At 72.8% G+C, this 24,275-nt stretch carries 17 protein-coding genes, 1 tRNA gene and 1 pseudogene; 18 read left to right on the forward strand and 1 reads right to left on the reverse strand.

What is annotated here, in order from left to right:
• Positions 1–174: 174 nt before the first annotated feature.
• From ssd to AC07F0_RS06275, 7 genes and pseudogenes are all read left to right on the forward strand, one after another.
• A complete protein-coding gene (gene ssd / locus AC07F0_RS06245) occupies positions 175–1,287 on the forward strand; it encodes a septum site-determining protein Ssd (RefSeq protein ID WP_478974866.1) in 1,113 nt (370 codons plus the stop codon).
• Complete coding sequence (locus AC07F0_RS06250) at positions 1,284–2,510, forward strand: TadA family conjugal transfer-associated ATPase (protein WP_478974869.1); 1,227 nt, start codon at positions 1,284–1,286, stop codon at positions 2,508–2,510. The genes ssd and AC07F0_RS06250 overlap by 4 nt, the downstream gene beginning before the upstream one ends.
• 7 nt (positions 2,511–2,517) lie before the next feature.
• Positions 2,518–3,363: a type II secretion system F family protein gene (locus AC07F0_RS06255; RefSeq protein WP_478975001.1), complete on the forward strand. Its 846-nt coding sequence runs from the start codon at positions 2,518–2,520 to the stop codon at positions 3,361–3,363.
• Complete coding sequence (locus AC07F0_RS06260; protein ID WP_478974872.1) at positions 3,360–4,148, forward strand: type II secretion system F family protein; 789 nt, start codon at positions 3,360–3,362, stop codon at positions 4,146–4,148. The genes AC07F0_RS06255 and AC07F0_RS06260 overlap by 4 nt, the downstream gene beginning before the upstream one ends.
• A gap of 83 nt (positions 4,149–4,231) precedes the next feature.
• Positions 4,232–4,441, forward strand: a complete 210-nt coding sequence (locus tag AC07F0_RS06265) for a DUF4244 domain-containing protein (protein ID WP_306965063.1) — start codon at positions 4,232–4,234, stop codon at positions 4,439–4,441.
• Positions 4,428–4,793, forward strand: a complete 366-nt coding sequence (locus AC07F0_RS06270; RefSeq protein WP_478974875.1) for a TadE family type IV pilus minor pilin — start codon at positions 4,428–4,430, stop codon at positions 4,791–4,793. The genes AC07F0_RS06265 and AC07F0_RS06270 overlap by 14 nt, the downstream gene beginning before the upstream one ends.
• 59 nt (positions 4,794–4,852) lie before the next feature.
• Positions 4,853–5,122: pseudogene (locus AC07F0_RS06275) on the forward strand (Rv3654c family TadE-like protein); the annotation flags it as partial.
• Positions 5,123–5,162: 40 nt separating this feature from the next.
• On the opposite strand, the gene AC07F0_RS06280 reads toward AC07F0_RS06275, so the two are convergent.
• Positions 5,163–7,763, reverse strand: coding sequence for a DEAD/DEAH box helicase (locus AC07F0_RS06280; RefSeq protein WP_478974878.1), 2,601 nt, complete (start codon positions 7,761–7,763; stop codon positions 5,163–5,165).
• A 79-nt stretch (positions 7,764–7,842) separates the two neighbouring features.
• Between AC07F0_RS06280 and bldG the strand changes: the two genes are divergently transcribed.
• The 11 genes from bldG (at position 7,843) to AC07F0_RS06335 (ending at position 24,080) form a co-directional block, all read left to right on the forward strand.
• The gene (gene bldG / locus AC07F0_RS06285; RefSeq protein ID WP_003991900.1) at positions 7,843–8,184 is read left to right on the forward strand and encodes an anti-sigma factor antagonist BldG; all 342 of its coding nucleotides are present in this window, start codon (positions 7,843–7,845) and stop codon (positions 8,182–8,184) included.
• Positions 8,185–8,319: 135 nt separating this feature from the next.
• Complete coding sequence (locus tag AC07F0_RS06290; RefSeq protein ID WP_478974881.1) at positions 8,320–8,754, forward strand: ATP-binding protein; 435 nt, start codon at positions 8,320–8,322, stop codon at positions 8,752–8,754.
• A 274-nt stretch (positions 8,755–9,028) separates the two neighbouring features.
• On the forward strand, positions 9,029–11,434 hold the full coding sequence (locus AC07F0_RS06295) for a sodium-translocating pyrophosphatase (RefSeq protein WP_478974884.1): 2,406 nt from the start codon (positions 9,029–9,031) through the stop codon (positions 11,432–11,434).
• Between the two features lie 212 nt (positions 11,435–11,646).
• Complete coding sequence (locus AC07F0_RS06300) at positions 11,647–12,210, forward strand: small secreted protein (RefSeq protein ID WP_478974887.1); 564 nt, start codon at positions 11,647–11,649, stop codon at positions 12,208–12,210.
• A gap of 128 nt (positions 12,211–12,338) precedes the next feature.
• Positions 12,339–13,868, forward strand: a complete 1,530-nt coding sequence (locus AC07F0_RS06305; protein ID WP_478974890.1) for a DUF7059 domain-containing protein — start codon at positions 12,339–12,341, stop codon at positions 13,866–13,868.
• 218 nt (positions 13,869–14,086) lie between these two features.
• Positions 14,087–14,284, forward strand: coding sequence for a hypothetical protein (locus AC07F0_RS06310; protein ID WP_436728007.1), 198 nt, complete (start codon positions 14,087–14,089; stop codon positions 14,282–14,284).
• 246 nt (positions 14,285–14,530) lie between these two features.
• Complete coding sequence (gene topA, locus AC07F0_RS06315) at positions 14,531–17,362, forward strand: type I DNA topoisomerase (protein ID WP_478974893.1); 2,832 nt, start codon at positions 14,531–14,533, stop codon at positions 17,360–17,362.
• Positions 17,363–17,518: 156 nt separating this feature from the next.
• Positions 17,519–20,821, forward strand: a complete 3,303-nt coding sequence (gene tmk / locus AC07F0_RS06320; RefSeq protein ID WP_478974896.1) for a dTMP kinase — start codon at positions 17,519–17,521, stop codon at positions 20,819–20,821.
• A 105-nt stretch (positions 20,822–20,926) separates the two neighbouring features.
• Positions 20,927–22,132 carry a DNA polymerase III subunit delta' gene (locus tag AC07F0_RS06325; RefSeq protein WP_478974898.1) on the forward strand — a complete coding sequence of 402 codons (1,206 nt, stop codon included), beginning with the start codon at positions 20,927–20,929 and terminating at the stop codon, positions 22,130–22,132.
• Between the two features lie 138 nt (positions 22,133–22,270).
• Positions 22,271–23,899, forward strand: coding sequence for an alpha/beta hydrolase (locus tag AC07F0_RS06330; protein ID WP_478974901.1), 1,629 nt, complete (start codon positions 22,271–22,273; stop codon positions 23,897–23,899).
• Positions 23,900–24,006: 107 nt separating this feature from the next.
• Positions 24,007–24,080: transfer RNA gene (locus AC07F0_RS06335), tRNA-Thr, on the forward strand.
• Positions 24,081–24,275 lie beyond the last annotated feature (195 nt).

The following is a 24,275-nucleotide window of genomic DNA, read 5'->3' on the forward strand; positions in this document are numbered from 1 at the left end:
TGCACCGTGATTCCAGCGCACCCCGCTCGCGGCCGGTTCATGACCCGGCTCCGATTGCCGGGGGCGCTCGGCCGGTTTGTGCCGGCCGTTCAAAGGGAGGCCGCGTTGCCGGTTCTTCCCACGTTTGGGAATCGCGGGGCCACAGGGGCCGTGCGAGTCATGCAGCGAAGGGGGATGGAGACCGTGGCAGGAGCCGTCACACACGATCCGCCGCCGGCCGCCGGAGGGCGGCCGGGCGGACCGCTGATCGTCACCGAGGACACCGAACTCCTCGACGACCTGCTGCGCCTGTGCGCGGCGGCGGGCGCCACACCCGAAGTGCACCACGGGGTGCCCGACCGCAGAGGAGGCTGGGAGACCGCGCCGCTCGTCCTCGTGGGGGACGACGCCGCGCGGCGGGTGCGCGGGGCCGCGCGGCGCAGGGGAGTGGTCCTCGTCGGCCGGGACCAGGACGACTCGGGGGTGTGGCGGCGGGCCGTCGAGATCGGCGCCGAGCACGTCCTGATGCTGCCCGACGGTGAGCAGTGGCTGGTCGACCGCATCGCCGACGTGGCCGAGGGCGTCGGCCGGCCCGCCCTCACCGTGGGCGTCATCGGCGGCCGGGGAGGGGCGGGAGCATCCACACTCGCGTGCGCGCTCGCCGTCACCTCCGCGCGCGAGGGGCTGCGCACACTCCTCGTGGACGCCGATCCGCTGGGCGGCGGACTCGACGTACTCCTCGGTGGCGAGACGGCCGACGGACTGCGCTGGCCCGCCTTCGCCTCCTCACGCGGGCGGGTCGGCGGGGGCGCTCTGGAGGAGTCGCTGCCCGAGCTGCATTCGCTGCGGGTGCTCAGCTGGGACCGCGGCGACCGGATCGCCGTCCCGCCCCAGGCGGTGCGCGCGGTGCTCGCCGCGGCCCGGCGCCGGGGCGGCACCGTCGTGGTCGACCTGCCGCGCCGCATCGACGACGGCGTCGCCGAGGTCCTCACCCAGCTCGACGTCGGCGTGCTGGTGGTGCCCGCCGAACTGCGCGCCGTCGCGGCCGCCGGGCGGGTGGCGTCCGCGGTCGGCATGGTCCTGCGCGATCTGCGGGTGGCCGTCCGCGGGCCGTACCCGCCCGGACTCGACGACCGGGAGGTGGCCCGGCTGCTCGGACTGCCCCTGGTCGGCGAGGTGCCGGCCGAGCCGCGACTGCAGCGCCCGGACGAGGGCACGGCACCCCCGGGCGCCGCCCCGCGCGGACCGCTCGCCCGGTTCTGCAAGGAGTTCTGGGAGCGGGCGCTCGTCGAGGCGGGTGCGGCATGAGCACCCTGGCCGGACCGGAGGGCGCGGAACTGCTCGACGGAGTACGGCGGTGGCTGGCCGAGAGCGGGGCCGAGCCGACGCCCGCGCGCGTGGCACAGGCCCTGCGGGAACAGGGCCGGGTGCTCGGGGACGCCGAAGTCCTGGGGGCCGCCGCGCGGTTGCGGTCCGAGCTGGTCGGCAGCGGGCCGCTGGAGCCCCTGCTCGCAGACCCGGCGGTGACCGACGTGCTGGTGTCGGCCCCGGACCGGGTCTGGGTGGACCGGGGCGGCGGGCTGGAGCTCACGCCCGTGCGTTTCGCGGACGCGGCCGCCGTACGCAGGCTCGCCCAGCGCCTCGCCGCCGTGGCCGGGCGCCGGCTGGACGACGCCCGGCCCTGGGCCGACGCCCGGCTGCCCGACGGGACCCGGCTGCACGCGGTGCTGCCGCCGGTCGCCGTGGGGTGCGCCTGCCTGTCGCTTCGGGTCGTACGGCCGCGTGCCTTCACGCTCGGGGAGCTGGTCGCTGCGGGCACCGTGCCGCCGGGCGGGGACCGCGTGCTGCGCGCGCTGCTCGACGCCCGGCTGTCCTTCCTCGTCAGCGGCGGCACGGGCAGCGGCAAGACGACCCTGCTGAGCGCCCTTCTGGGGCTGGTGGGGCCGGACGAGCGGATCGTCCTCGCCGAGGACTCGGCGGAACTGCGGCCGGACCATCCGCACGTGGTGCGGCTGGAGACCAGACCCGCCAACCAGGAGGGCGCGGGCCTCGTCACCCTCGAGGACCTGGTGCGCCAGGCTCTGCGGATGCGGCCCGACCGGCTGGTCGTGGGGGAGGTGCGCGGACCCGAAGTGGTGCATCTGCTGGCCGCGTTGAACACGGGCCACGAGGGCGGCTGCGGAACCGTGCACGCCAATGCCGCCGCCGACGTGCCGGCCCGGCTGGAAGCCCTGGGTACGGCAGCCGGTCTCGACCGTGCCGCGCTGCACAGTCAGGTGGCGGCCGCCCTCTCGGTGGTGCTGCACCTGGTGCGCGACCGGACCGGGCGGCGGCGGATCGCCGAGGTGCATGTGCTGGAGCGGGACCCGTCAGGGCTGGTGCGGACGGTGCCGGCGCTGCGGTGGGGAGCGCGGGCCTTCGCGCGTGAGCGGGGGTGGGAGCGGCTGCGGGGGCTGCTTCGGGGTGAGGGAAGCGAGGGCGGGCCGGGTGAGGTCGCGACGACGGGGGCGAGTGGTGACGGGAGCGACTGAGACGTCCATGGGTGCGGCCGCGGCGTGCATGGGGGCGGCGGTCTGGCTGCTGGGTGAGCGTCACTCGGCGGCGCGGCGGGCCCGGTTGCTGCTCGCGGGCGGCGGGGACCTCGGGAGCGGGCCGCCTGGGCGGCGGATGGCCGATGGGATGCGGCGGGTCCGCGGGCGGCTGCGGGCCGAGTGGTGGGCACCGGTGGCCGGGCTGGTGCTCGCGGTGCTCGGGGCGTCGGTGCTGCCGCTCGTCCTGGGAGCGGCCGGTGTACCGCTGCTGCGCCGGGTCCGGCTGGCCGGCCGGGTGCGGCGGGACCGGGAGCGCCGGGCCGACGCGGTGATCGCGTTGTGCGGGGCGCTCGCCGGGGAGGTGCGGGCCGGGCGCCAGCCGGGAGAGGCGCTGCTGCGGGCCGCGCGGGACTGCGGCGGACTCGCGGACGCACAGCCGACGGTGCTGGCTGCGGCACGGTTCGGCGGTGACGTGCCGGACGCCCTCGCGACCGCCGCCAGGCAGCCAGGTGCCGAGGGGCTGCGGGGACTGGCGGCGTGCTGGCGGGTCGCCGTGGACCAGGGCGCGGGGCTCGCGGCCGGACTCGACCGGCTCGCCGCCGCCCTGCGCGCCGAGCGGGACCAACGCTCCGACCTGCGCGCCCAGTTGGCGGGCGCGCGGGCCACGGCGGTGCTGCTCGCCGGGCTGCCGACCCTGGGCCTCCTCATCGGCACCGCCCTCGGCGCCGACCCCCTCCAAGTCCTGCTGCACACCACAGCGGGCCTGGGCTGTCTGGTGGCCGGCGGTGTGCTGGAGGGCCTCGGGCTGTGGTGGGTGCAGCGGATCGTGCGGGGAGCGGAGGAGGCGGCATGAGCGGAGAGGTTTTCCACAGGCTGGGGGTGACTGTGGGGGTGTTGCTGACCCTGGGGTGGTCGGTGCGCTTCCTGCAGAGGGCGGGGCGCCGCCGGAGGATGCGGCGTCGGCTGGCCGAACTGTCGCCCCGTGAAACGGCCGCCCGGGCTCCGCGCCTCGTCCTGGGACGGGCCGCGCGGAGATGGCCGGCACCGCTGGGCGTGGCCTGCGCCGGGTGGGCGCTGATCGGCGGCCCGGTCGGTGTCGCCGTCGGACTGGCCGGCGCGGTGGGGATGTGGCGGTGGCGGCTGCGGCGTGAGGCGGCCGGCACGGACCCGCGGGCCCCCGACCTCGCCGAGGCGGCGCGGCAACTGCCCCTGGCCGCCGACCTGCTGGCGGCCTGCATCGCGGCGGGCGCCGGGCCGGTGATCGCCGCGCAGGCGGTGGGCGAGGCCCTGGGCGGCCCGGTGGGCGAGGCTCTCGCCCAGGGCGCGGCGGAGGTACGGCTGGGCGGTGAACCGGGCGCCGCCTGGCGGAGGTTGGCCGCAGTCCCCGGCGCCGGAGGCCTGGCCCGGCTGCTCGAACGGGCCGACGTCTCCGGACTGCCCGCCGCCACGCCGGTCGCACGACTCGCCGCGGAGGCCCGCGCCGACTGGGGCCGGGCCGCGACGGCCAGGGCACGCCGAGCGGGCGTCATGGTCAGCGCGCCGGTCGGGCTGTGCTTCCTGCCCGCGTTCATCGCGGTCGGCGTGCTGCCCGTGGTGATCGGGCTCGCGGGCGGAGTTCTCGGAGGGGGTGGTGCGTGAGGCGGGGACGGAGACCTGGAGCGGCGGCGGAACAAGTCAGCGACAACCAACAGAAGTTCGGACTCTTTCGTACGGGGGTTGAGATGTATCAGGCGGTACGGGCACGACTGGGTGCCCTGGTGTGCGGGGCGCGTGCGGCGCGGAGGGACGCGGGGATGGTCACGTCCGAGTACGCGATGGGAATCGTCGCGGCCGTGGCCTTCGCGGTGGTGCTCTACAAGGTCGTCACGAGCGGCGCGGTCAGCGCGGAACTCCAGAACATCGTGAAGGAAGCCCTCAATGCGCGGATGTGAGCGGGGCGCGGACCGGGGGTTCGTCACGGCGGAGTCGGCCGTGGTGCTGCCCGTGCTGGTGATGTTCGCGATGGCGCTGGTGTGGGGGCTGCTGGTCGTGGCCGCGCAGATCCAGTGCGTCGACGCGGCACGGACGGGCGCCCGCGCGGCGGCCCGCCAGGACCCGCCCGAGGCGGTCGTGCGAATGACGCGTGAGGCGGCACCGCCCGGCGCGAAGGTGACCGTCGACCGGGGCGCGGAACACGTCCGGGTGGTCGTCGTCGCCGAGCCGCCGGTGCTGCGCGGCCTGTCCTTCGCCGTGCGGGAGGAGGCCGTGGCGTCGGTGGAGGAGACGGTGGGGGTGGGCACGTGAGCAGGGTGCCGGGGGTGCGGTCCCGGCGCCCCGGGCGCCGGGACCGGGGGCGCCGGCCGATGCGAGGTGCCGCCTCGGACCAGGGATCCGCCACCGTCTGGAGTGTCGGGGCGATCGCCGTGCTGTGCGTGGTGTTCGGCGTCGTCCTCGCGCTGGGGCAGGCCGTCGTGATCCGGCACCGTGCGGCGGGCGGTGCGGATCTCGCGGCGCTCGCGGCGGCGGACCACTGGGCCGAGGGCGGTACGGCGGCCTGTGCCCGGGCCGGCCGGGTGGCCCGGGCACAGGGCGTCCGGCTCGTCCGGTGCGAGGTCGTCGGGGAGATCTCGGACGTGACGGCGGCGTCGGGCCGGGGGCCGTTCACGGCGGAGGTCAGGGCGCGGGCGGGGCCTCCTTCGGCTCCCCCGGGGCGGCCGTCGGCTGCCGTGGGGCTTCCGTCGACTCCGGCGGGGCTTGCGTCGGCTCCGGTGGGGCTTCCAGCGGCTCCGGTGGGGCTTCGGCCGGCTGCTCCTGCGCCTCCTTCTCCTCGGGAGCCCCCTCCAGCAGCACCGTGAGCAGCCGGACCGCCCCCCGCTTGTGCAGCGGGTCGTTGCCGTTGCCGCACTTGGGGGACTGGATGCAGGACGGGCAGCCGGCGTCGCACTCGCAGGAGGCGATGGCCTGGCGGGTGGCGGTCAGCCAGGTGCGGGCGGTGTGGAAGGCGCGCTCCGCGAAGCCCGCGCCGCCGGGATGGCCGTCGTAGACGAAGACCGTGGGCAGGAGCGTGTCGGGATGCAGCGGGATCGACACGCCGCCGATGTCCCAGCGGTCGCAGGTCGCGAAGAGGGGCAGCAGGCCGATCGACGCGTGCTCGGCGGCGTGCAGGGAGCCGCCGAGGATCTCCGGGGTGATCCGGGCGCGGTCGAGCTGGTCCTCCGTGACGGTCCACCACACGGCCCGGGTGCGCAGCGTACGAGGAGGGAGGTCGAGTTTCGTCTCGCCCAGCACCTCACCGGTCATCAGCCGTCTGCGGAGGAAGGAGACGACCTGGTTGGTGACCTCGACGGAGCCGTAGCACAGGCGGCCGTCGCCCCAGGGCACCTCGACGTCCGTCTCCAGCACGGAGATCGACGTCGTGTCCCGGGCGACCGTGGAGTAGGGCGGCGCGGCCTCCTCGACGAGGGCGACGGAGTCTTCCAGGTCCAGCGACCGCACCAGGTAGGTGCGGCCCTGGTGGAGGTGGACCGCCCCCTCGTGGACGGTCGAGTGCGCGGCGCCCGCGTCGACCGTGCCGAGCAGCCGGCCAGTACCGGCCTCGACGACCTGGACCGGCCGCCCGCCTTCACCGCGGATGTCGGTCAGGTCCGCGGCCCGCTCGCGGCGGGTCCAGTGCCAGGCCTTGGTACGGCGGCGCAGCAGCTTGGCGGCTTCGAGCTGGGGGAGGAGGTCCTCGCAGGCCGGGCCGAACAGGTCGAGGTCCTCGTCCGTCAGGGGCAGTTCCTCGGCGGCCGCACACAAGTGCGGGGCCAGCACATAGGGGTTGTCCGGGTCGAGGACGGTCGACTCGACGGGCTGGTCGAACAGCGCCTCCGGGTGGTGGACGAGGAAGGTGTCCAGCGGGTCGTCCCGTGCGACCAGGACGGCCAGTGCCCCCTGCCCGGCCCGTCCGGCCCGGCCCGCCTGCTGCCACAGGGAGGCGCGCGTGCCCGGATAGCCGGCGATGACGACCGCGTCCAGGCCGGAGATGTCGATGCCGAGTTCGAGGGCGTTCGTCGCCGCGAGGCCCAGCAGTTCACCCGAATGGAGGGCCTGTTCGAGTGCGCGGCGCTCCTCCGGCAGATAGCCACCCCGGTACGCCGCGACACGCCGGGCCAGCGACCGGTCGACCTCGGCCAGCCGCTCCTGGGAGATGACGGAGATCAGCTCGGCCCCGCGCCGGGACCGTACGAAGGCGACCGAGCGCACGCCCTGCACGGTGAGGTCGGTGAGCAGGTCGGCGGCCTCGGCGGTGGCCGTGCGGCGGACGGGGGCGCCCTTCTCGCCGTGCAGCTCGGTCAGCGGCGGTTCCCAGAGGGCGAACACCAGTTCACCGCGCGGTGAGGCGTCGTCGGCGACCTCCAGGACCGGCAGGCCGGTGAGGCGGCGGGCGGCCACGGCGGGCTCCGCGGCCGTCGCGGAGGCCAGCAGGAACACGGGCGAGGAGCCGTAGCGGGCGCACAGGCGGCGCAGCCGGCGCAGCACCTGGGCGACGTGCGAGCCGAAGACGCCGCGGTAGGTGTGGCACTCGTCGACGACGACGTACTTCAGCGACTTCAGGAAGGAGGACCAGCGGGGGTGGGACGGCAGGATGCCGCGGTGCAGCATGTCCGGGTTGGTCAGGACGTAGTTGGCGTACTGGCGGATCCACTCGCGCTCCTCGAACGGAGTGTCGCCGTCGTACACGGCGGTGCGCACCGAATGGCCCAACGGATGTGAAAGTTCCTTCACGGAGCGGCACTGATCCGCCGCAAGGGCCTTGGTGGGGGCCAGGTAGAGGGCCGTCGCGCCGCGGCCGTTCGGGGCCTCGGCGCCGTCCAGGAGGGTGGACAGGACCGGGACGAGGTAGGCCAGGGACTTGCCGGAGGCCGTGCCGGTGGCGACGACGACCGATGCGCCGTCCAGCGCGTGCTCCGCCGCGCGCGCCTGATGGGCCCAGGGATGCTCGATGCCCGCGGCCTGCACGGCCGCCACCACCTCCGCTCGGATCCGGTCCGGCCAGACGGCATGCCGGCCCTCGCGCGGGGGCAAGTGCTCCGTATGAGTAATGCGCGAAGCCCTGCTCGGACCGGACGCGAGCCGGTCCAGGACCGCGCCCGGCGCGGGTCGGGAGGCGGGGTCCGTCGGGGTTCGATCGGATCGGTGATTCTTGGCCATCGGCACCGAGTGTGTCACTGGCGTGACGGACAATGGAGCCAAGGCGTCGTGCACGCCTGCCCGTAAGTGATTGAATGCCATCGCGGCTGGCGAACCGTCCAGGGGACGAAGCCGAGGTGCCCCAAGGGCGACCGCTCGATAGCAAGGTGCTGGAGGATCCGTGGACCTGTCCCTGTCGACCGAGACCATGGGCGATCGCACGATCGTCAGGGTCGGTGGCGAAATCGACGTATATACCGCGCCCAAGCTGCGCGAGCAGTTGGTCGAGCTGGTGAACGACGGCAGTTTCCACCTTGTCGTCGACATGGAGGGCGTGGACTTCCTCGACTCCACCGGGCTCGGCGTGCTGGTCGGCGGCCTGAAGCGTGTGCGGGCCCATGAGGGCTCCCTGCGCCTGGTCTGCAACCAGGAGCGCATTCTGAAGATCTTCCGTATCACCGGCCTGACCAAGGTGTTCCCGATTCACACCTCGGTCGAGGAAGCGGTGGCGGCGACCGACTGAGCACCGGGCCCGGGCCTCGCGCCCGGGCCGGTCGACGTCGCGGCAAGAGTTCGGCAGAAGTGAAGACCGAGGGGGCCCGGGCTTTCGGCGGCCCGGAGCCTCTCGACAGCACGCCCGTAGTTGCGAGGGGGATGCATGGCCACCGTTGAGCTCCGCTTCAGCGCGCTGCCCGAGCACGTCAGGACCGCCCGACTGGTGGCGGCCGCGGTGGCGCGCAGGGCCGGAGTGGACGAGGCCGTCCTCGACGAGGTCAGGCTCGCCGTCGGCGAGGCCTGCACGCGGGCCGTCGGGCTGCATCAGACCGGCGGGATCTCGGCACCGGTGAAGGTGCTGCTGATCGAGGAGGAGAAACAGTTCTCCATCGAGGTCGGCGACGAGGCCCCGCATGCGGTCCCCGGCGAGCGCGATGGCGCCGGACCCGGCGACCCCGACGGTGAGGCCGAGGAGGACGAGATGGGCCTCGCGGTCATCAGCGGACTCGTCGACGATGTCGAGGTCAGTGCGGGGGAGCACGGCGGGTCGATCAAGATGACCTGGCCGACCACCCCGCCGCCGACCATCCTGGCCTGACAAGCCACCGCGCACACCGTTCTTTCGAAGGGCCCCACACCCGTGGGGCCCTTCGTCATGTGCGGGTGTCAGTGATCGCCTTTACAGTAGTTCCTGTGCCGTTCATCGCGTGAATTCGTTCACGATCATTCGCATGCTCCCGGGCCGTCCGAGAATGCTTTCAGGGCATTACCTCAGAAGGCCAATTCCACTTATCGCGCTCTGTTTTGATCAGGTTCCGGTACCTACAATCCCGTCCACATCTTGAGCTCAGCCCAAGCGTCAAGGAGGACGAATGGCGGGGCTTTCTCTCTCACCACAGTCGGGCCATCCCACAGACCTCGCAGCCGCCGTACTGACCGATGACAACCGCGTTCTCGTCGTGGTCATCGCGGTCGTCGCGCTGGCGGCACTCGTGGTCGCGGGCGTCCTGGTACGCCAGGTACTCGCGGCCGGCGAGGGCACCGACAGCATGAAGAAGATCGCGGCGGCGGTCCAGGAAGGGGCGAACGCCTATCTGGCGCGTCAGCTGCGCACGCTCGCGGTATTCGCCGTGGTCGTGTTCTTCCTGCTCATGCTGCTGCCCGCGGACGACTGGAATCAGCGTGCCGGTCGGTCGGTGTTCTTCCTGATCGGAGCGGCGTTCTCGGCGGCCACGGGCTATATCGGCATGTGGCTCGCCGTGCGCAGCAATGTGCGTGTCGCCGCGGCGGCGCGTGAAGCCACTCCGGCGGCAGGCGAGCCGGAAAAAGATCTCACCACCGTTTCGCACAAAGCGATGAAGATCGCATTTCGCACGGGCGGCGTCGTCGGCATGTTCACGGTGGGCCTCGGCCTGCTGGGCGCCTCCTGCGTGGTGCTGGTGTACGCGGCCGACGCGCCGAAGGTGCTTGAGGGCTTCGGCCTCGGGGCCGCGCTGATCGCGATGTTCATGCGTGTCGGCGGCGGCATCTTCACCAAGGCCGCCGACGTCGGCGCCGACCTGGTCGGCAAGGTCGAACAGGGCATTCCGGAGGACGACCCGCGCAATGCCGCGACCATCGCCGACAACGTGGGCGACAACGTCGGCGACTGCGCGGGCATGGCGGCCGACCTCTTCGAGTCGTACGCCGTGACCCTCGTCGCCGCGCTGATCCTGGGCTCGGCGGCCTTCGGCGACGCCGGGCTCGGCTTCCCGCTGCTCGTGCCGGCGATCGGTGTGGTCACCGCCATGATCGGCATCTTCGCGGTGGCGCCGAGGCGCGCCGACCGCAGCGGCATGAGCGCCATCAACCGCGGGTTCTTCATCTCCGCGGTGATCTCGCTCGTGCTGGTGGCCGTGGCCGTCTTCGTCTACCTGCCCGGGAAGTACTCGGAGCTCGACGGCGTGACGGACGCGGCGATCACGGGCAAGGAGGGCGACCCGCGGGTCCTCGCGCTCGTCGCGGTGGCCATCGGCATCGTGCTCGCCGCCCTGATCCAGCAACTGACCGGCTACTTCACCGAGACCACCCGGCGTCCCGTCCGGGACATCGGCAAGACCTCGCTCACCGGCCCGGCCACCGTCGTCCTCGCCGGTATCTCCGTCGGTCTCGAATCGGCCGTCTACACCGCCTTGTTGATCGGACTCGGTGTGTACGGGGCGTTCCTGCTCGGCGGTACGTCGATCATGCTGGCGCTGTTCGCGGTGGCGCTGGCGGGCACCGGCCTGCTCACCACGGTCGGCGTGATCGTCGCGATGGACACCTTCGGGCCGGTCTCCGACAACGCGCAGGGCATCGCGGAGATGTCCGGCGACGTCGAGGGCGCGGGCGCGCAGGTGCTCACGAACCTGGACGCGGTCGGCAACACCACCAAGGCGATCACCAAGGGCATCGCGATCGCCACGGCCGTGCTCGCGGCGGCGGCGCTGTTCGGGTCGTACCGCGACGCGATCTTCACCGGCGCGCGGGACGTGGGCGAGAAGCTCAGCGGGGAGGGAGCCCCGTTGAGCCTGATGATGGACATCTCGCAGCCCAACAACCTCGTGGGTCTCGTCGCGGGCGCGGCGGTCGTCTTCCTCTTCTCGGGGCTGGCGATCAACGCCGTGTCGCGGTCGGCCGGTGCCGTGGTCTTCGAAGTGCGGCGGCAGTTCCGCGAAAAGCCCGGGATCATGGACTACAGCGAGACCCCGGAGTACGGGAAGGTCGTCGACATCTGCACCAAGGACGCGTTGCGTGAGCTGGCCACGCCCGGTCTGCTCGCCGTGATGGCGCCCATCTTCATCGGGTTCACGCTCGGTGTCGGCCCGCTCGGCGCGTTCCTGGCGGGCGCGATCGGGGCGGGCACGCTGATGGCGGTGTTCCTGGCCAACTCCGGTGGCGCCTGGGACAACGCCAAGAAGCTCGTCGAGGACGGCCACCACGGAGGCAAGGGCAGTGAGGCCCACGCGGCGACCGTGATCGGCGACACCGTCGGCGACCCCTTCAAGGACACCGCCGGTCCCGCGATCAACCCGCTGCTGAAGGTCATGAACCTGGTGTCGCTGCTCATCGCGCCCGCGGTGATCAAGTTCTCCTACGGCGCGGACAAGAGTATCGGGGTGCGGATCCTGATCGCGGCCCTCGCGTTCGTCGTCATCGTCGGTGCGGTGTACGTGTCAAAGCGGCGCGGAATCGCCATGGGTGACGAAGACAACGCCGATGCGAAGCCCAAGTCGGCGGACCCGGCGGTGGTTTCGTAGGGAGGTTGGCCAAGCCCCAGCTCAAGGTGCGGGCGGGCGGCGCGCGTTGACGCGTCGCCCGCCCGCTCTGTGTGTGAGCGCCATCGCGCCGTGAGGCTTCTCTCGCTTGGTGCAAAAGGTCACAAAAAGGTCTTAATAGACTCTCGCCGTGCGGTTGCCGTGCATCTGGCGTGTATGTTCCGGGGCCGAGAGCCACGGAAGGGACCAAACCGGTGAACAAGAAGCTCGCGGCCGCACTGTCCGGCGGTGCGGTACTGGTACTGGCGCTGTCGGGATGCGGCGGCGACGAGAACGAGAAGCTGGACTCCTGGGCCAAGGAGGTCTGCGACGCCGTACAGCCGCAGGCCAAGAAGATCGAGTCGGCCAATGCCTCGATCCAGAAGGAGACCTCGGACAACAGCAAGCCGGAGGACGTCCAGAAGACCGACGCAAAGGCCTTCCAGGACATGTCCGACGCCTACAAGGCCATCGGGGCCGCGGTGACCAAGGCCGGGGCGCCGGACGTCGAGAACGGCGAGAAGAAGCAGCAGGACGCCGTCAAGGAGCTCAACACGATCTCCACCTCGTACGCCTCCCTGAAGAAGCAGGTCGACGGGCTGGACACCAAGGACCAGGGCAAGTTCGCGGACGGCCTGAAGGACATCGCCACGGAGCTCGACAAGCTGGGCAAGAGCGGGAACGACGCGCTGCGGACCCTGGAGGAGGGCGAGGTCGGCCAGGCGATGGCACGGCAGTCCAGCTGCAAGGCGGCCACGGCGCCGGCGACCCAGAGCTGAGCAAGGAGCACTTCCGGGGCGGGCGGGACTGCCGAGTTTCAAAGTGACTGCCGGGGCGGTCCGCCGAGCCGCGCCCGTTGCCCGGCACGGGCACGTGCGAAACCGGTGCCGGCGGCCACAATGGGGGCGTGAGTAACGCCAGTCAGTCACCCCTGTCCCCGCTGCCCTCCTCCGATCGTCCCGATGTCGCCGCCCGGCTCCGGGACGCCCTGCTCGGAGCCTCCTTCACCGCCGACGGGCTGCTCGAACTGCTCGGCGCCCCCGCGTACGCGGCCCTGGCGCGGAGCGAGACCGTGCCCGCGCTCCGGGCGACCCGCGGGGACTCGCCGCTGGAGCTGCTCGTCCGGCTGTTCCTCCTTCAGCAGCCCGTGCCGCACGCGCGTGTGGCGGACGTCCTGCCCGTCGAGGCGTGCCTGGAGAGCGGCTGGCTGACGCGCGCCGGCGACGACGAGCTCGCCGCCACCGTGGACGTACGGCCGTACGGCGGGCCCGACGGCGAGGACTGGTTCATCGTGTCGGACCTGGGCTGCGCGGTCGGTGGCGCCGGCGGGATCGGCCGGCGTGACGAGGGGGTCGTCCTGGGAGTCGGCGGCGCCTCCACGACCCTCGCCGGCATCACCGTCCGTACGCCGGTCGCCGCCGCGCTCGACCTCGGCACCGGCTCCGGCATCCAGGCGCTGCACGCCGCTCAGCACGCGACGCGCGTGACGGCCACCGACCTCAACCCGCGCGCGCTGCACATCACCGCCCTCACGCTGGCGCTGTCCGGCACCCCGGCCGCCGATCTGCGCGAGGGCTCCCTCTTCGAACCGGTGCGGGACGACGAGACGTACGACCTGATCGTCTCGAACCCGCCGTTCGTGATCTCTCCCGGCGCCCGCCTCACCTACCGCGACGGCGGGATGGGCGGGGACGATCTGTGCCGCACGCTCGTTCAGGAAGCGGGGGAGCGGTTGAACGAGGGCGGGTTCGCGCAGTTCCTCGCCAACTGGCAGCACGTGGAAGGGGAGGACTGGCAGGACCGGCTCCGGTCGTGGGTGCCCCGGGGCTGCGACGCGTGGATCGTGCAGCGTGAGGTGCAGGACGTCAATCAGTACGTCGAGCTGTGGCTGCGGGACGCGGGCGACCACCGCGAGGACGTGGCGGAGTACCAGGCGCGCTACGACGCCTGGCTCGACGAGTTCGAGGCGCGCAAGGTGAAGGCCGTCGGCTTCGGCTGGATCACCCTGCGCAGGACGGGCGCCGTCGTGCCCTCCGTCACGGTGGAGGAGTGGCCGCATCCGGTGGAGCAGCCGCTCGGGGACACCATCCGGGACCACTTCGACCGGCTCGACTACCTGCGCGACCACGACGACGCCGCCCTGCTCGAAGGACACTTCCGGCTCGGTGCCGAGGTCGTGCAGGAGCAGGTCGGGCTGCCCGGCGCGGAGGACCCCGAGCATGTCGTGCTGCGCCAGAACCGCGGCATGCGCCGGGCGACCCGGGTGGACACGGTCGGCGCGGGCTTCGCGGGCGTGTGCGACGGCACGATGAGCGCCGGTCGCATCCTCGACGCCATCGCCCAGCTGATCGGCGAGGACCCGGTGCTGCTGCGCGACCGCACTCCGGCGCAGATCCGGCTGCTCGTGGAGCAGGGCTTCCTGGAACCGGTCCGCTGAGGGGCTCAAGAGATCATCGGGGCGGTGCCGGCCGGCTCGCCAACAAATTCGAGTCGATTTGAACACCTCGTCCGAAACGGTCCGCGAGGGGCCGGAAGCCCCCGATCCGCGGCCGTGCCGGCCCGGCGTTCACCTCCGGTTCGCCTGCCCGCCGCCCACCCGTGGCAGTCTCCCGTGGCTGGGGAGACGAGGACGGGAACAAGGGGGCACGGCGCGCCATGGAGAGTGAACCGGCGATCTTCGCGGGAGCGGTGTTCTCCCTGTTCGGAGGCGCACTGCTGGCGTGGACCGTGACACGCGTCCGCCGGCGCCGGCCCGTCGCCCAGGGCGTGAGCCCCGTCGCGTCGGCGACCCTCGCGAGCGTCGCCGCGGTGCTCGCCCTGGCGGCCGGAACCTGGTGCTTCACCCGCCTCTGAGGAGCGTGTCGGCGGTGTGCCCGTGGGTAACCGATAGGTGGCACTCCGCATCGGGCCAGGCCGGCTCCGGGCACTCCGGGCGGCAGGAATGGTGGTAGTCGGGTTACCGTTCGAGTGGCCGTTGCGGGCTTTTCCCGTTTGACACGGGGGCGGGATGTACCGTCACACTCCGCAGCGTCACCACGACCCGACCCCGGGAGACGAACCCTGGGGAGGCCCCAGCGTCGACCGGAGAGAAGAGCGAAGTTGTCCCCGACCAGCGAGACCGCACAGGGCGGCCGCCGACTCGTCATCGTCGAGTCGCCTGCCAAGGCGAAGACGATCAAGGGCTACCTGGGCCCCGGCTACGTAGTCGAGGCGAGCGTCGGGCACATCCGCGACCTTCCCAACGGCGCTGCCGAGGTGCCCGAGAAGTACACCGGCGAGGTCCGCCGCCTCGGTGTGGACGTCGAACACGACTTCCAGCCGATCTATGTGGTCAACGCCGATAAGAAGGCGCAGGTCAAGAAACTCAAGGACCTGCTGAAGGACTCCGACGAGCTCTTCCTCGCCACCGATGAGGACCGCGAGGGCGAGGCCATCGCCTGGCACCTCCAGGAGGTGCTCAAGCCCAAGGTCCCGGTCAAGCGGATGGTCTTCCACGAGATCACCAAGGCCGCGATCCAGGCCGCCGTGGCCAACCCGCGCCAGCTCAACCAGAAGCTCGTCGACGCCCAGGAGACGCGCCGCATCCTCGACCGTCTCTACGGCTACGAGGTCTCGCCGGTCCTGTGGAAGAAGGTCATGCCGCGGCTGTCCGCGGGCCGTGTCCAGTCGGTCGCCACGCGACTCGTGGTGGAGCGGGAACGCGAGCGCATCGCCTTTCGTTCGGCTGAGTACTGGGACCTGACGGGCACCTTCGCCACCGGCCGCGCGGGGGACCAGTCGGACCCGTCGTCGCTGGTCGCGCGCTTGCAGACCGTCGACGGCAGGCGGGTCGCGCAGGGCCGCGACTTCGACTCCCTGGGACAGCTGAAGAGCGCGAACACCCTCCACCTCGACGAGGCGAACGCCCGCGCCCTGGCCGCCGCCCTGGAGAACACGAGCTTCGCGGTCCGGTCCGTCGAGTCCAAGCCGTACCGCCGCTCGCCGTACGCCCCGTTCCGTACGACGACGCTGCAGCAGGAGGCCAGCCGCAAGCTCGGCTTCGGCGCGAAGGCGACGATGCAGATCGCCCAGAAGCTGTACGAGAACGGCTACATCACGTACATGCGTACGGACTCCACGACGCTGAGCGACACGGCGGTCGCCGCCGCCCGCGCCCAGGTCACGCAGCTGTACGGCGCCGACTACCTGCCGCCGCAGCCGAGGACGTACGCCGGGAAGGTCAAGAACGCGCAGGAGGCCCACGAGGCGATCCGCCCCTCGGGTGATCGTTTCCGCACCCCCGCCGAGACCGGACTGACCGGCGACCAGTTCAAGCTGTACGAACTGATCTGGAAGCGGACCGTCGCCTCCCAGATGAAGGACGCGACCGGCAACAGCGTCACGGTGAAGATCGGCGGCACGGCGGCCGACGGCCGGGACGTCGAGTTCAGCGCGTCCGGCAAGACGATCACCTTCCACGGCTTCCTCAAGGCGTACGTCGAGGGCGCCGACGACCCGAACGCCGAGCTCGACGACCGCGAGCGCCGGCTGCCCCAGGTCTCCGAGGGTGACGCCCTGGGTGCCGAGGAGATCACGGTCGACGGGCACGCCACCAAGCCCCCGGCCCGCTACACCGAGGCATCCCTGGTCAAGGAGCTGGAAGAGCGCGAGATCGGCCGCCCGTCGACGTACGCGTCGATCATCGGCACGATCCTGGACCGCGGCTATGTGTTCAAGAAGGGCACGGCGCTCGTCCCGTCCTTCCTGTCCTTCGCCGTGGTCAACCTCCTGGAGAAGCACTTCGGGCGGCTCGTCGACTACGACTTCACCGCCAAGATGGAGGACGACCTCGACCGCATCGCCCGCGGCGAGGCGCAGGCCGTGCCGTGGCTCAGGCGCTTCTACTTCGGCGAGGGCACGACCAACGGCAGCGCGGCCGACGCCGGCAACGGCGACGGGGACCACCTCGGCGGCCTCAAGGAGCTGGTGACCGACCTGGGCGCGATCGACGCGCGCGAGGTGTCGTCGTTCCCGGTGGGCAACGACATCGTGCTGCGGGTCGGCCGCTACGGGCCGTACATCGAGCGCGGCGAGAAGGACACCGAGCAGCACCAGCGCGCCGACATCCCGGACGACCTGGCACCGGACGAGCTCACCGTCGACCTCGCGGAGGAACTGCTCGCCAAGCCGAGCGGCGACTACGAACTGGGCACGGACCCGGCCACCGGCCACACGATCGTCGCCAAGGACGGCCGCTACGGCCCGTACGTCACGGAGATCCTCCCCGAGGGCACCCCGAAGACGGGCAAGAACGCGGTCAAGCCGCGCACGGCGTCCCTGTTCAAGTCGATGTCCCTGGACACGGTGACCCTCGACGACGCCCTGAAGCTGATGTCGCTGCCGCGTGTCGTCGGCACCGATGCCGAGGGGCAGGAGATCACCGCGCAGAACGGCCGCTACGGCCCGTACCTGAAGAAGGGCACGGACTCGCGCTCCCTCCAGTCCGAGGAGCAGCTCTTCACGATCACGCTGGAGGAGGCGCTGGCCATCTACGCCCAGCCGAAGCAGCGTGGCCGGGCGGCCGCCAAGCCGCCGCTGAAGGAGCTGGGCACCGACCCGGTGAGCGAGAAGCCGGTCGTCGTCAAGGACGGCCGCTTCGGGCCGTACGTCACCGACGGCGAGACCAACGCGACCCTGCGTTCCGGTGACAGCGTCGAGACGATCACCCCGGAGCGCGGCTTCGAGCTGCTCGCCGAGAAGCGCGCCAAGGCGCCGGCGAAGAAGACCGCTAAGAAGGCCGCGAAGAAGGCTCCGGCGAAGAAGACGACGGCGGCCAAGAAGACCGCGGCGAAGAAGACCACGACCGCGAAGAAGACCACGGCCAAGAAGACCACCACCGCGAAGAAGACGGCCGCCAAGACGGCGACCGCCTCGGAGCCGGCGGAGGACTGAGGCTCGTTCCGGACCCGTTCGGTATCCGGACCGTCAAGGTCCGGATCTTCGCCCAGCGTTCGGAAAGCGAACGCCCCGGCAACACTTCGGTGTCGGGGCGTGCGCATGCCAGGCCGGGCATCCCGGGGTGTCGGTGGCTCCCGATAGGCTGAACGCATGACGCGAGCCGAGCATCCAACGGCCTCTCAGCCGGCCCCTGACGACGCCCTTGTCGCGGATTCCCGCGAGCGTGCCGTCCGCGCCCTGCTGCGCCGTCCGCAGTTGAAGCGGTTGTGGAGCGCGCAGCTCGTGGGGGGTGTGGGCGACACCCTCGCCCTTCTCGTGCTGGTCGTCCTCGCCCTCCAAGCGGCCGTCGCAGAGGGCGCGTTCGGGGGCGGCTACCGCGGCGTGGCGTTCGCAGTGGCGACCGTTTTCGGGGTCCGCATCCTGGCGACGCTCCTGTTCGGCGCCGTGCTCCTCGGTCCGCTCACCGCGCTCACCTCCCAGGACGGCCCGCTGGACCGCCGCTGGACCATGGTGGGCGCGGACGGGCTGCGCGCGGCGCTGCTCATCGTCGCGCCGCTGTGGATCGACTGGACGCCCGATGACGCGCTGGCCGTGCTCCTCGTCACGGCCTTCGTGACCGGAGTCGCCGAGCGGTTCTGGACGGTGTGCCGCGAGAGCGCGGCCCCCGCGCTGCTGCCGCCCCCGCCGCCGGAAGGCGCGACCGTCCGGCCGCTGCCGGACCACATGGACGCCTTGCGCCGCCTGTCGCTGCGCACCGGCTTCGTCGCGATCCCGCTCGCGGCCGTCGCGCTTGTCGTCGCCTCCCTGTTCAACAACCTGCTGGGCGCCGGCATCGACTGGTTCGGCCAGCACCAGGCGGCTCTCGCCTCCTACGTGGCGGCAGGGCTGTTCGCCGCCTCCCTGTCCGTGCTGACCTTCCTGGAGCTGCCCGCCACGCGCACGCCGCGCGCGCGGTCGCCGCTCGAGGGGCTGCGCCGACCGAAGACGACCGCCGGCGCCGACAAGGGCCGCACCGGCGTGATGCCGCTGCTGGTGCTGGCCTGCGCGGCCGTCGCCGCCGCGGTGTCCGCCGCCGTCGCCGTGGCCGTGCTGCACGCCAAGGACCTGGGCGGCGGCCCGGTGCTCTACGGGCTGTTCGTGGGCGCGCTGACCGGCGGTGTCGTCGTCGGCATCCGTACGGCGCCCTCGCTGCTGCCCGCCCTGTCGCGCCGCAGGCTGCTCGCGCTGGCCATCGCCTTCACCGGTGTCGCGCTGCTGGCCGCCGGACTCGTCCCGGACGTCACCAGCGTGTTGCTGATCCTCGCGCTGGCCGGCGTCGGCGCGGGCATGTCCGCCAACACCGGGCACACCCTGCTCGACCAGGAGACCGAGGAGTACCGGCGGTCCCGTACGACGGAGCACCTGCACGCGGTCGTCCGCGTCTGCGTGGCGCTCGGTGCGGTGATCGCCCCGGTGGTGGCGGCGGGGATCGGGCCGCACCGGCTGGAGAGCGGCAAGTTCGTCTTCGCGCACGGTGGCGCGGCCTTCACGCTGATGCTGGCCGGCGCCCTGCTGCTGCCGGTGGCCGCGCTGGTACTGGCCAAGGTCGACGACCGTTCCGGAGTCCCGCTGCGCCAGGACCTGCGCGACGCGCTGCTGCGCGGCGACGACCCGGAGCAGGCGCCCGCCGCCTCCGGTTTCTTCATCGCCCTGGAGGGCGGCGACGGGGCCGGGAAGTCCACGCAGGCGGAGGCGCTCGCCGAGTGGATCCGCGGCAAGGGCCACGAGGTCGTGCTGACGCGCGAGCCGGGGGCGACGCCGGTGGGCAAGCGGCTGCGGTCGATCCTGCTGGACGTGTCGAGCGAGGGCCTGTCGCACCGCGCGGAGGCGCTGCTGTACGCGGCTGACCGGGCCGAGCACATCGACACCGTCGTACGGCCCGCCCTGGAGCGCGGCGCGGTCGTCATCTCCGACCGGTACATCGACTCCTCCGTCGCCTACCAGGGCGCGGGCCGCGACCTGTCGCCGACCGAGATCGCCAGGATCAACCGCTGGGCCACGAACGGACTGGTGCCGCATCTGACCGTCCTGCTGGACGTCGCGCCGGAGACCGCGCGCGAGCGGTTCACCGAGGCGCCGGACCGGCTGGAGTCGGAGCCGGCCGAGTTCCACGCGCGCGTGCGGGCCGGATTCCTGACCCTGGCCGCGGCCGACGCCGGGCGGTACCTGGTGGTGGACGCCGGCCAGGAGCCCGAGGCCGTCACGACCGTCATCCGGCACCGGCTCGACCAGGTGCTGCCGCTGTCCGAGGCCGAGATCAAGGCCCAGGAGGAGGCGCGCAGGAAGGCCGAGGAGGAGGCCCGCAGGAAGGCCGAGGAAGAGGCTGCCCGCAAGGCGGAGGAGGAGCGCCTGGAGCGTGAGCGCCAGGAGCAGCTCGCCCGGCTGCGCGCCGAGGAGGAGGAGCGCAAGCGGCGCGAGCTGGAGGAGGCACAGCGTCGCGAGGCCGAACGGCAGGCGGAGGAGGCCCGGCGGCGGGCCGAGGAAGCGCGGAAGAAGGCCGAGGAGGAGCGGGCCCGGCTCCTCGCGGAGGAGAAGGCCCGCGCCGAGGAGGAGGCCCGGCGCAAGGCCGAGGAGGAGCGGCGCCGCAAGCAGGCCGAGGAAGAGGCGCGGCTGCGTGCCGAGGCCGAGGCGCTCCGCCTGGAGAAGCAGCGCAAGGCCGAGGAGGCCCTGCTGCGGGCCGAGGAGGCGCGGCGCCTGGCGGAGGCGGCGGCCGCTGCCGCGGAGGCCGGCCCGAAGAGCGCTGCCCCGCGGGGTGCCTCCGGTCCGACGGCCGGTCAGGACGCGGCGACGGTGCCCACGCCCGTGGTGAAACCCGGCGGTGCGGCGGACGAGACGACCGTGCTGCGCCGGGTGCGGGACGAGGAGCAGGGCCGGGGCCGGACTTCCGGTGGCTCCGACGCCGAGGTGACGGCCGAGCTGCCCAAGCCGCCGGTTCCGCCGGGGGCCGGGGAGGCGACAGAGGTACTGCCTCCGGTCCGCCCCGGCTCCGGTTCCGGGGACGAGACCGAGGTGCTGCCCCAGGTGCCCTCCGGAGCGGGCGACGAGACGGCCGTGCTGCCTCCGGTCCGGCCCGGGGACGCGGAAGAGACGGCTGTGCTGCCTCCCGTCCGGCCGGGGGACGCGGACGAGACGGCCGTGCTGCCGCCCGTACGCGGGGACGAACCGGCTGACCGGGTTCCGCCCGGCTACTTCCGGGAGGGCGCCCCGGCCGCCCGGCCCGACGGGACCGATGACCGTACCCGGGAGATGCCCCAGCTCGATGCCGAGGGCCGGCCCCGCCGGCGGTCCGACTGGGCCGAGGAGACGCCGCTGGACGACCTGCCCTCGCTGGCGGACGAGCTGCTCGGACCGCATGACGAGGACGAGCCGGACGAGGGCCGGGGGCGCCGGGGGAAGGGCGGCCGGGGCCGCTGAGGCCTCCGGCGGTGCCAGGGGGCGTTGTCAGTGGTCACCCCCACAATGGATCTCGCACCGTGGACGTGACGAAACCGTGGACGTGACGAAAGGGCGGCGTGACCCATGACCGTGTGGGACGACCTCGTCGGGCAGGAGAGGGTGAGCGCGCAGCTGGACGCCGCCGCCCGGGATGCCGACGCCCTGGTCACCGCGGCCGGGACCGACGTCCCCCCGCCCGAGGCGTCGAAGATGACGCACGCGTGGCTGTTCACGGGCCCGCCCGGGGCCGGGCGGAACCAGGCGGCGCGGGCGTTCGCGGCGGCCCTGCAGTGCGTCAGCCCGGACCGGGCCCTCGGCGGCTCCCCGGGCTGCGGCTTCTGCGACGGATGTCACACGGCGCTGATCGGCACGCACGCCGACGTCACCACCGTTGCCGCCGTCGGCACGCAGATCCTCGCCGACGACATGCGCGACACCGTCCGCAAGTCGTTCACGTCACCGGCGAACGGCCGCTGGCAGGTCATCCTCGTCGAGGACGCCGAGCGGCTGAACGAGAAGTCGGCCAACGCCGTCCTCAAGGCCGTGGAGGAGCCCGCCCCGCGCACGGTCTGGCTGCTGTGCGCGCCCTCCGTCGAGGACGTCCTGCCGACCATCCGCTCCCGCTGCCGCCACCTGAACCTGAGCACGCCGTCGGTCGACGCCGTCGCCGACATGCTCGTACGCCGCGAGGGCATCGAGCCCGCCGTCGCCGCCGCGGCGGCCCGCGCGACGCAGGGCCACGTCGACCAGGCCCGCCGCCTGGCCACCGACCCGGCCGCGCGCGAGCGCCGTGCCGCCGTGCTGCGGCTGCCGCTGCGGGTGGAGGACATCGGCGGCGCGCTCAAGGCCGCCCAGGAGCTCGTCGACGCGGCCGCCGAGGACGCCAAGCAACTCGCGGAGGAGACGGACACCAAGGAGACCGAGGAGCTGAGGGCCGCTCTCGGCGCGGCCCAGGGCGGCCGCATGCCGCGCGGCACGGCGGGCGTGATGAAGGACCTGGAGGACAAGCAGAAGCGCCGCAGAACGCGCACGCAGCGCGACAGCCTCGACCTCGCCCTGACCGACCTCACGGCCTTCTACCGCGACGTCCTCGCCCTCCAGCTCGGCTCCCGTGTGGCCATCGCCAACGCCGACGCCGAGGACGCCCTGGAGCGCCTGGCCCGCGGCAGCTCCCCGGAATCCACGCTCCGCCGCATCGAGGCGATCGCCGCCTGCCGCGACGCCCTCGACCGCAACGTGGCCCCGCTGCTCGCGGTGGAGGCCATGACGATGGCGCTCAGAGCGGGCTGAGCCGGCACCGGCAGCGCGCGTGAGGGCAACGCCGCGCGTCCCGCCCACGAGGTGGACGCGGAGTTGACGCCGTAACTCGTACGAGGCACGACCCGCACGCAGGGCATCCATTCCATCGCTCAGAGTTACGCTCGCTGGATGGACACATGGCGCCCTCTCCGCTCCGCCGACCGCTCCGTCTCCCGTCCCGGCGGCCCGCACCGCCGGACCCGCAGCGGAGCCAGGACCGCGGCAGGCATCCTCGCCACGGCCGCGCTGCTCGTCTCAGCCTGCTCCTCCGGGAGCTCCACGACGTCCGCCACTGCGGCGGAGGCGGCACTGGTCGCGCTGCCGCGGTCCACCCCTGCGGCGCTCACGCCGTACTACGCCCAGAAGCCGGCCTGGCGCGGCTGCGGCGTCCCCGGCTTCGAGTGCGCCACGATCAAGGCACCGCTCGACTACGCCGAGCCCACCGCCGGAGACGTCCGGCTCGCCGTCACCCGCAAGAAGGCCACCGGCCCGGGGAAGCGGCTGGGCTCGCTGCTCGTGAACCCCGGCGGGCCGGGCGGCTCGGCGATCGGCTACGTCCAGGCGTACGCCGGCATCGGCTACCCGGCCGAGGTCCGTGCCCGCTACGACATGGTGGCGGTCGACCCGCGCGGCGTGGCCCGCAGCGAACCCGTCGAGTGCCTGGACGGGCCGGGGATGGACACGTACACGCAGACGGACTCCACCCCCGACGACGCCAAGGAGACCGACGGGCTGGTCACGGCGTACCGGACGTTCGCCGAAGGCTGCGGCGCGGACGCGCCCCGGCTTCTGCGCCATGTGTCCACCGTGGAGGCGGCCCGCGACATGGACATCGTGCGGGCGGTGCTCGGCGACGAGAAGCTGAACTACGTCGGCGCCTCCTACGGGACGTTCCTCGGGGCGACCTACGCCGGGCTCTTCCCCGACCGGGCGGGCCGGCTGGTGCTGGACGGCGCGATGGACCCCTCGCTGTCCGCGCGGCGGCTGAACCTCGAACAGACGGCGGGCTTCGAGACGGCGTTCCGGTCGTTCGCGAAGGACTGCGTCCGGCAGACGGACTGCCCGCTGGGCGGCGCGGGCACCTCGCCGGAGCGGGTCGGCGAGAACCTCAAGGCGTTCTTCGAGAAGCTGGACGCGCGCCCGGCCGCCACCGGCGACCCCGACGGCCGCCGCCTCACCGAGTCGCTCGCCACCACCGGTGTGATCGCGGCCATGTACGACGAGGGCTCCTGGCAGCAGCTGCGCGAGGCGCTGACGTCCGCGATGAAGGAGAACGACGGCGCAGGGCTCCTCGTCCTCTCCGACGGCTACTACGAGCGGGACGCCGACGGCGGCTACAGCAACCTGATGTTCGCCAACGCGGCCGTGAACTGCCTCGACCTGCCGCCCGCCTTCGACACTCCCGACGAGGTGCGCGGTGCCCTGACCGAGTTCGAGAAGGCGTCCCCCGTCTTCGGCGAGGGACTGGCGTGGGCGGCTCTGAACTGCGCGTACTGGCCGGTGCACGCCACGGGCGAGCCGCACCGCATCGAGGCGAAGGGCGCCGCCCCGATCGTCGTGATCGGCACCACCCGTGATCCCGCGACCCCGTACCGGTGGGCGCAGGCCCTGGCCGGCCAGCTCTCCTCGGCCCGCCTCCTCACCTACGAGGGCGACGGCCACACGGCGTACGGCCGCGGCAGCTCCTGCATCGACCGCACGATCAACGCCTATCTCCTCCGCGGCACCCCTCCCACGGACGGCAAGCGCTGCTCATGAGCCTGCGCCCGGCCCCGGAGGGCCCGCCTCCGGGGCTGGTACGGAGCACCCTCGGAAACTGTGTAGACTTACCGTCGTTGCTGATCGCACCCTAGTGCGGTCAGCGCGCCGCCTTAGCTCAGATGGCCAGAGCAACGCACTCGTAATGCGTAGGTCTCGGGTTCGAATCCCGAAGGCGGCTCCGGTGAAGACCAGGTCAGATGGTATCTGACCTGGTCTTTTTGTTGGTCCCCTGGTGGGGTGTCAGTCGAGGGACCTCAGTACCTCTTCGATCAGCAGGGTGTTCTCCCTGTCCGCCCTGTCCCCGAGCGCAGCCGGCTCACGAGCCACGTCCGGGCCGTGTGAGGAGGTGCCCGTCGCCCCTGCGGATAGCATC

Source organism: Streptomyces sp. NPDC045955, from assembly GCF_056430805.1.

Coding starts and splice junctions, on each gene's coding strand:
- ssd (WP_478974866.1), top strand. CDS start 175: ATGGAGACCGTGGCAGGAGCCGTCACACACGATCCGCCGCCGGCCGCC.
- AC07F0_RS06250 (WP_478974869.1), top strand. CDS start 1,284: ATGAGCACCCTGGCCGGACCGGAGGGCGCGGAACTGCTCGACGGAGTA.
- AC07F0_RS06255 (WP_478975001.1), top strand. CDS start 2,518: ATGGGTGCGGCCGCGGCGTGCATGGGGGCGGCGGTCTGGCTGCTGGGT.
- AC07F0_RS06260 (WP_478974872.1), top strand. CDS start 3,360: ATGAGCGGAGAGGTTTTCCACAGGCTGGGGGTGACTGTGGGGGTGTTG.
- AC07F0_RS06265 (WP_306965063.1), top strand. CDS start 4,232: ATGTATCAGGCGGTACGGGCACGACTGGGTGCCCTGGTGTGCGGGGCG.
- AC07F0_RS06270 (WP_478974875.1), top strand. CDS start 4,428: ATGCGCGGATGTGAGCGGGGCGCGGACCGGGGGTTCGTCACGGCGGAG.
- AC07F0_RS06280 (WP_478974878.1), bottom strand. CDS start 7,763: ATGGCATTCAATCACTTACGGGCAGGCGTGCACGACGCCTTGGCTCCA.
- AC07F0_RS06290 (WP_478974881.1), top strand. CDS start 8,320: ATGGCCACCGTTGAGCTCCGCTTCAGCGCGCTGCCCGAGCACGTCAGG.
- AC07F0_RS06295 (WP_478974884.1), top strand. CDS start 9,029: ATGGCGGGGCTTTCTCTCTCACCACAGTCGGGCCATCCCACAGACCTC.
- AC07F0_RS06310 (WP_436728007.1), top strand. CDS start 14,087: ATGGAGAGTGAACCGGCGATCTTCGCGGGAGCGGTGTTCTCCCTGTTC.
- tmk (WP_478974896.1), top strand. CDS start 17,519: ATGACGCGAGCCGAGCATCCAACGGCCTCTCAGCCGGCCCCTGACGAC.
- AC07F0_RS06325 (WP_478974898.1), top strand. CDS start 20,927: ATGACCGTGTGGGACGACCTCGTCGGGCAGGAGAGGGTGAGCGCGCAG.
- AC07F0_RS06330 (WP_478974901.1), top strand. CDS start 22,271: ATGGACACATGGCGCCCTCTCCGCTCCGCCGACCGCTCCGTCTCCCGT.